At 73.2% G+C, this 5,676-nt stretch carries 6 protein-coding genes and 3 tRNA genes; 5 read left to right on the top strand and 4 right to left on the bottom strand.

The window, feature by feature from the left end:
- Nucleotides 1–2 precede the first annotated feature (2 nt).
- Nucleotides 3–74, bottom strand: a tRNA-Val gene (locus IEZ12_RS17585).
- Nucleotides 75–496: 422 nt separating this feature from the next.
- Here IEZ12_RS17585 and IEZ12_RS17580 point away from each other — a divergent pair.
- From IEZ12_RS17580 to IEZ12_RS17570, 3 genes are all read left to right on the top strand, one after another.
- A complete protein-coding gene (locus IEZ12_RS17580) occupies nucleotides 497–910 on the top strand; it encodes an SsgA family sporulation/cell division regulator (RefSeq protein ID WP_030056266.1) in 414 nt (137 codons plus the stop codon).
- 267 nt (nucleotides 911–1,177) lie between these two features.
- Nucleotides 1,178–1,759, top strand: a complete 582-nt coding sequence (locus tag IEZ12_RS17575; protein WP_189272859.1) for a CGNR zinc finger domain-containing protein — start codon at nucleotides 1,178–1,180, stop codon at nucleotides 1,757–1,759.
- 101 nt (nucleotides 1,760–1,860) lie between these two features.
- The gene (locus IEZ12_RS17570) at nucleotides 1,861–2,349 is read left to right on the top strand and encodes a DsbA family protein (protein WP_189272858.1); all 489 of its coding nucleotides are present in this window, start codon (nucleotides 1,861–1,863) and stop codon (nucleotides 2,347–2,349) included.
- Between the two features lie 39 nt (nucleotides 2,350–2,388).
- Here IEZ12_RS17570 and IEZ12_RS17565 read toward each other — a convergent pair whose 3' ends face one another.
- The 3 genes from IEZ12_RS17565 to IEZ12_RS17555 form a co-directional block, all read right to left on the bottom strand.
- A complete protein-coding gene (locus IEZ12_RS17565; protein WP_189272857.1) occupies nucleotides 2,389–3,231 on the bottom strand; it encodes a GNAT family N-acetyltransferase in 843 nt (280 codons plus the stop codon).
- Between the two features lie 64 nt (nucleotides 3,232–3,295).
- The gene (locus IEZ12_RS17560; RefSeq protein ID WP_189272856.1) at nucleotides 3,296–4,114 is read right to left on the bottom strand and encodes an aminotransferase class IV; all 819 of its coding nucleotides are present in this window, start codon (nucleotides 4,112–4,114) and stop codon (nucleotides 3,296–3,298) included.
- A gap of 20 nt (nucleotides 4,115–4,134) precedes the next feature.
- Nucleotides 4,135–5,151 (bottom strand): chorismate-binding protein, encoded by a 1,017-nt coding sequence (locus tag IEZ12_RS17555; RefSeq protein ID WP_189272913.1) that lies wholly within the window; start codon nucleotides 5,149–5,151, stop codon nucleotides 4,135–4,137.
- Nucleotides 5,152–5,461: 310 nt separating this feature from the next.
- On the opposite strand from IEZ12_RS17555, the gene IEZ12_RS17550 reads away from it, so the two are divergent.
- Nucleotides 5,462–5,534, top strand: a tRNA-Gly gene (locus IEZ12_RS17550).
- 38 nt (nucleotides 5,535–5,572) lie between these two features.
- A tRNA-Cys gene (locus IEZ12_RS17545) sits at nucleotides 5,573–5,646 on the top strand.
- Nucleotides 5,647–5,676: the final 30 nt, after the last annotated feature.

The raw sequence follows: 5,676 nt of genomic DNA, 5'->3' as shown, positions 1-5,676 counted from the left end.
GGTGGGCGATACTGGGATCGAACCAGTGACCCCTTCGGTGTGAACGAAGTGCTCTCCCGCTGAGCTAATCGCCCGGGTGCAGAAAGAACATTACCCCATCCGCGCGGGTGCTCCGACCACCCCCGCCCCTCGTCGTGCCCGGTCCGCGCCCGGCTTGTGCCCCCGGTCCGGCCGACGGCCCCGACCAGCGGCGTCGGCGGGCCGGCCGGGAGCATCGCGGTCGGGGCGCCGCCCCGGGGCGGGTCCGGCGGCGGCAGCTTCGTGCGTTCCTCCAGTCGTCCGGGCACCGGTCCGGTGCGACCGCCGGTAATCCGTGCCGTTACCGGGCCGGTCGGCGGCAGGTCGGGCCGTTCGGGGGATTCCGCAATGCGCCGGAAGGGGTACGACTCGCACCGGAATCGGGACAGACGGGTTTACACCGGGCTTTCAGGTGGGATGGTCCGTTCGCCGACGTGCGATTCCCCGAGCGCACACTGAGCGAAAGGCCCTGGCGCTTATGAACACCACGGTCAGCTGCGAGCTGCACCTGCGCCTCATCGTGTCCAGCGAGTCCTCACTGCCCGTCCCCGCGGGCCTGCGCTACGACACTGCCGACCCCTATGCCGTGCATGCGACGTTCCACACCGGAGCAGACGAGACCGTGGAGTGGGTGTTCGCCCGCGACCTCCTCGCGGAGGGGCTGCACCGACCGACCGGTACCGGCGACGTCCGGGTGTGGCCGTCCCGCAGCCACGGTCAAGGCGTGGTTTGCATCGCCCTGAGCTCTCCGGAAGGAGAGGCACTGCTGGAGGCCCCGGCCCGGGCGCTTGAGTCCTTCCTCAAGCGGACGGACGCCGCGGTGCCGCCCGGCACCGAACACCGTCACTTCGACCTCGACCGGGAGCTGTCTCACATCCTCGCCGAGAGCTGAACCGAACGAGTCAAGGCCCGCCGTCGCGCGGCGGCGGGATCGCCTCGATGCGCACCGTCCTACTCGGGGGCACGGTCGCAGTTCACTGCCGCCTGCCGGCGGCCTCGGGGCCCGGCCCCGGGCGTTCCCTCCCGTCGGAGCGGACGCCCGGGGCTAAGCCACGTCCGGGTCCGCCCTGGCCCGTACGGCGTCCCGGGCCGGTAGAGTCGGGCCCCGCTTTGACCGACGCGACGGTCCTCGGGCCGCCGCCGCGTGAGGGGTTCCCACGTGCTGATCACCCATGACACCGAATGCGCGCTGAGCATCCTGGTGGAGCTGCTGAACACCGCGCCGGAGGCCTGCGGCAGCGAGCAGCTGCCCGACGTGGCGGCGCTGAGCGCCTTCGTGGTCGGTCAGGAGATCAGCGAGATCGACTCGCTCGGCCCGGCCGACCTGGCCGCGGTGCACCAGCTGCGCGACCGGCTGCGCGAGGTGTTCTCGGCGGACACCGTCGAGCGGGCCGCGGAGCTGGTCAACGCGCTGGTCGCCGAGGCCGGCACCACGCCGCGGCTGACCAACCACGACCACCACGGCTGGCACATCCACTACTTCGCGCCGCACGCCGCGATCGGTCGGCACCTGGCCGCCGAGCTGGGCATGGCGCTGGCGTTCATCGTGATGGCCGGCGAGCTGGAGCGGCTGCGCCGCTGCGAGGCGCCGGACTGCGCCCGGGTCTTCGTCGACCTGTCCCGCAACCGCTCCCGCCGCTACTGCGACAGCCGCACCTGCGGGAACCGGCTGCACGTGGCCGCGTACCGGGCCCGGCAGCGTTCGGCGGAGGCCGAGGCGGTGGCGGCGGCCGGGCGCTGACCGCCGAGCGCCGCCGGTCGGGGGCGGGCCGATCGGTCGAGGCCGGGCCGGTCGGGGTCGGGCCGGTCGGGGTCGGGTGGCGGACCTGGGAGACTTGGGGCATGAGCGATTCCCCCCTGCCCCGCGTCGAGTTCTGGTGCGACCTGCTGTGCCCCGACTGCCGTACCGCGCTGGCGGACGTCCACGCGCTGCGCGCCCGCTTCGGTGACGCGCTGACCGTCGAGCTGCGGCACTTCCCGCTGGAGAAGCACAAGTTCGCGTACCCGGCGGCGGAGGCCGCGACCGAGGCGTTCGAGCAGGGGCGCGGCTGGGAGTTCGTCGAGGCGCTGCTGGCCCGGCTGGAGGACGTGGAGCGCGGCGGGGCGAAGACGCTGGTGGAGATCGCCGGGTCGGCCGGGCTGGACGCGGAGGAGGTCGACACCGCGCTGATCGACGGCCGGCACATGCTGCTGGTCGACTCGGACGTGGCCGAGGGCCGGGCGATCGGCGTCACGGGCACCCCGACGTACGTGGTGGCCGGCGAGCGGCTGGACGGCGGGAAGTCCCAGGACGGGCTGCTGGAGCGCATCGTGGAGCTGCTGGGCGGCTGACCGCCCCGCTGCCGGTGGCGGCGGGGCGGTCGGGAGGCCTCAGAGCAGCGGCTTGCTGAGCACGCGCCGGGTGACCCGGTAGCCGAGCGACTCGTAGAGGCGGATCGCCACGCCGTTGTCGGCGAACACGTTGAGCCCGAGGTCGTGGACGCCGGCGGCGAGGCACTCGCGTTCGGCGATCCGCATCAGGGTGCGGCCGTGGCCGCGACCGCGGTGCTCCGGGGCGGCTTCCACCAGCATCACCCACGCCAGCGGGCGGCCGTCCGGCATGGTGGCCTGGCGGAGGGCGACCCAGATGCAGCCGAGGACGTTCCCGTCGGTGTCGAGGAGTTGCCGCAGCACGGTGTCCGGGGTGTCCGGGCCGGCCGGCAGGGCGTGCCGGTGGTCGTGCTCCGACTTCGCGGTGGCCTCGGCGGCGTCCACGCCGGAGTCGATCAGCTCCTGCCGGTAGCCCTCGACGGCGGCCCGCTCCCAGTCGGGGTACTGCTCCGGACCGATCCGACGGTCCGTCAGTCCTTCGGGGAGCTGCGGGAGTTCGGTGAGCGGCTTGATCATGTTGCGCATCCGCTCGGTGTAGCCGAGGGCGCGGGCCAGCTGCAGGCCGGCCTCCGCCTCGGCGGGCACCGTGACGTCGACCCGGGTGCAGCCCCAGGAGCGCAGCACCTCTTCGGCGGCGAGCACCGCGACGGTGCCCCGGCCCCGCCGCCGGCCCTCGGTGACCTCCAGCTCGGCGATCTCGCCCGGGCAGAACCCGTCCCGGGGCCACGCGGTGGTCCGCAGGCCGCCCACCGGGTGTCCGTTCACCATGATGTGCCAGCGCCGCGTCCGCCCCTTGTTGGCCGCGGCTTCCTCGGCACCGTCCGGCCGCAACGTGGTAGTCATACCGGCCCCCTTCCCTCCCCATCAGGGTTCTACCGTCCCACGCCGCCCGCGCTCCCCGCCATGGTCAGACGGGGTCGCTGTGCCGGGCTGCCCGGTCGGCGAAGATCTCCATCGCCTTGCGGGTCACCGGGCCGATGCCGGGGAGGGTACGGGCGTCGACGCGGGTGACGGCCTGGACGTCGCGGAGGGTGGAGGTCAGGAAGACCTCCTCGGCGTCGGCGAGGGCTTCGAGGGGGACGTCGGTCTCCTCGGCTCCGGTCCAGTCGACGACGAGCCGGCGGGTGATGCCGGCCAGGCAGCCGGAGGCGAGGGTGGGGGTGAGGAGGCGGCCGTCGAGGACCAGGAAGACGTTGGAGCCGGTGCCTTCGCAGAGCAGGCCGGCGGTGTTGGCGAGCAGGGCCTCGCTGGCGTCGGCGCGGTGGGCGGCGGCGAGCGCGATGACGTTCTCGGCGTAGGAGGTGGTCTTCAGGCCGGTCACGGCAGAGTACTCGTTGCGGCGCCAGGGGACGGTGACGACGGCGGTGGTGTCGGGGCGGCGGTTCGCGGTGCCGAGGGCGACGACCAACGTGGGTGCGGCGTCGCCGCGTTCGGAGCCGAGCGGGGCGCGGCCGCCGGTGTAGGTGATCCGCAGGCGGCCGAGCGGCATGGGCTGCGCGGCCAGGACGGCGGCGCAGGCCTCGCGGACCAGGTCGTGGTCGGGGTCAGGGAGGCCGAGGCCGCGGGCGGAGCGGGTGAGGCGGTCGAGGTGGCGGGTGAGGGCGAACAGTTCGCCGTTCTCGGCCTTGACGGTCTCGAACACGCCGTCGCCGACGGTCAGTCCGTGGTCGAGGACGGAGAGTGTGGCGTCGTCCTCGGCGGTGAGGGTTCCGTTGACCCAGATCATCGGCGTCGTGCTCCTTGCGGTCAGGCGGGGGTGCCGGTGGAGGCTATCGCCACCAGCCTGGCGGCTTTGAGTTCGGTTTCGCGCCATTCGCGGTCCGGGTCGGAGTCCCAGGTGATTCCGGCGCCGGTGCCGAATTTGAGGACGGGACGGCCGCTGTCCCGTTCGATCCAGAACGAGCGGATGCCGACGGCGAGTTCGGCCAGGCCGCGGTCGGCGTCGACCCAGCCGATGGCGCCGCAGTAGGGGCCGCGGGGGGCGGTCTCCAGTGCGCGGATGATGCGCAGCGCGCTGCTCTTGGGGGCGCCGGTGACGGAGCCGGGCGGGAAGGTCGCGTCGAACAGCTGCGGCCAGCCGGCGTCGGCGCGCAGGCGTCCTTCGACGGTGGAGACCAGGTGGACCAGGCCGGGGTGCTTCTCGACGGCGCACAGGTCGGGGACGGTGACGGTGCCGGTGTCGCAGACCTGGCCGAGGTCGTTGCGGACCAGGTCGACGATCATCACGTTCTCGGCGTGGTCCTTGTCGAGCAGGTCGTGCTCGGTGCGGCCGGTGCCCTTGATCGGGCCGGAGCGGACGGTGCGGCCGTGGCGGCTCAGGTAGAGCTCGGGCGAGGCGGTGGCGATTTCGATGCCGTGCTCGGGGAGCCGGATCGTTCCTGCGTACGGCGCGGGGTTGTGGGCGGCGAGCAGGCCGGTGAGGGCGTCGATGTCGGTGCGGTCGGGGTCGGGCAGCGGCGCGCTCAACACCCGGCACAGGTTGGCCTGGTAGACCTCGCCGGCGGCGATGTGCTCGCGGATGCGGCGCACTCCCGCGCGGTAGGCATCGGCGTCGAGGGAGCTGTGCCAGCTGTCGGGGGCGGGGCCGCGCCAGCCGTGGGTGGCGGGCGGGGCCGGGTCGGGGCGGACCTCGTCGAACCGGGCGCAGGTGAGGCGGCCCTCGAAGTCGTGGGCGACGGCCCAGAATCCGCCCCGGTCGAGGGCGGCGGGGTCGTGGGTGACTTCGCGCAGCCCGGTGGCGAGGCGTCCGGCGAAGCGGGCCATCGGCTGGTGGGGGCTGAGCGGGGCGGTGCGGCCGGACACGGTTCTCCTGCGCGGATTCGCGGATTGCGGTGCTGCCCGTTGCGCCCGCGCGGGCGCGGGCGTGGGCGCCGGGGGATCGCCCCGGTAGTGAAAGTCTAGGTCGGAGGCCCGTCGGAACGGTCCGGGCGGCCCCGGCGGTTGGGCATCGGGCGGCCACCCCCGCGCCACGCTGCGGGAACGGATTTTTCAGCTGGGCCAGGAATCCGCTAGAGTTCAACACGTCGCCAGGGAGCGCAGCCGGGAAAAACCGGAAGAGCTTCCAGGGAGACAGGCGGACGTGGCTCAGTTGGTAGAGCATCACCTTGCCAAGGTGAGGGTCGCGAGTTCGAATCTCGTCGTCCGCTCGACGGAGAACAGGTAGGATCGTTCTTCGCAGTTGCCTGGTGGAGTGGCCGAGAGGCGAGGCAACGGCCTGCAAAGCCGTGTACACGGGTTCAAATCCCGTCTCCACCTCCAAGAGGTACCCCTGGTTCCGACCCGGGGTCC

This window comes from Kitasatospora griseola (genome assembly GCF_014648555.1).
Lineage (GTDB): Bacteria > Actinomycetota > Actinomycetes > Streptomycetales > Streptomycetaceae > Kitasatospora > Kitasatospora griseola.
Note: the sequence above shows the minus strand (reverse complement) of the source record. Positions and strands in the feature narration are given on the sequence as shown.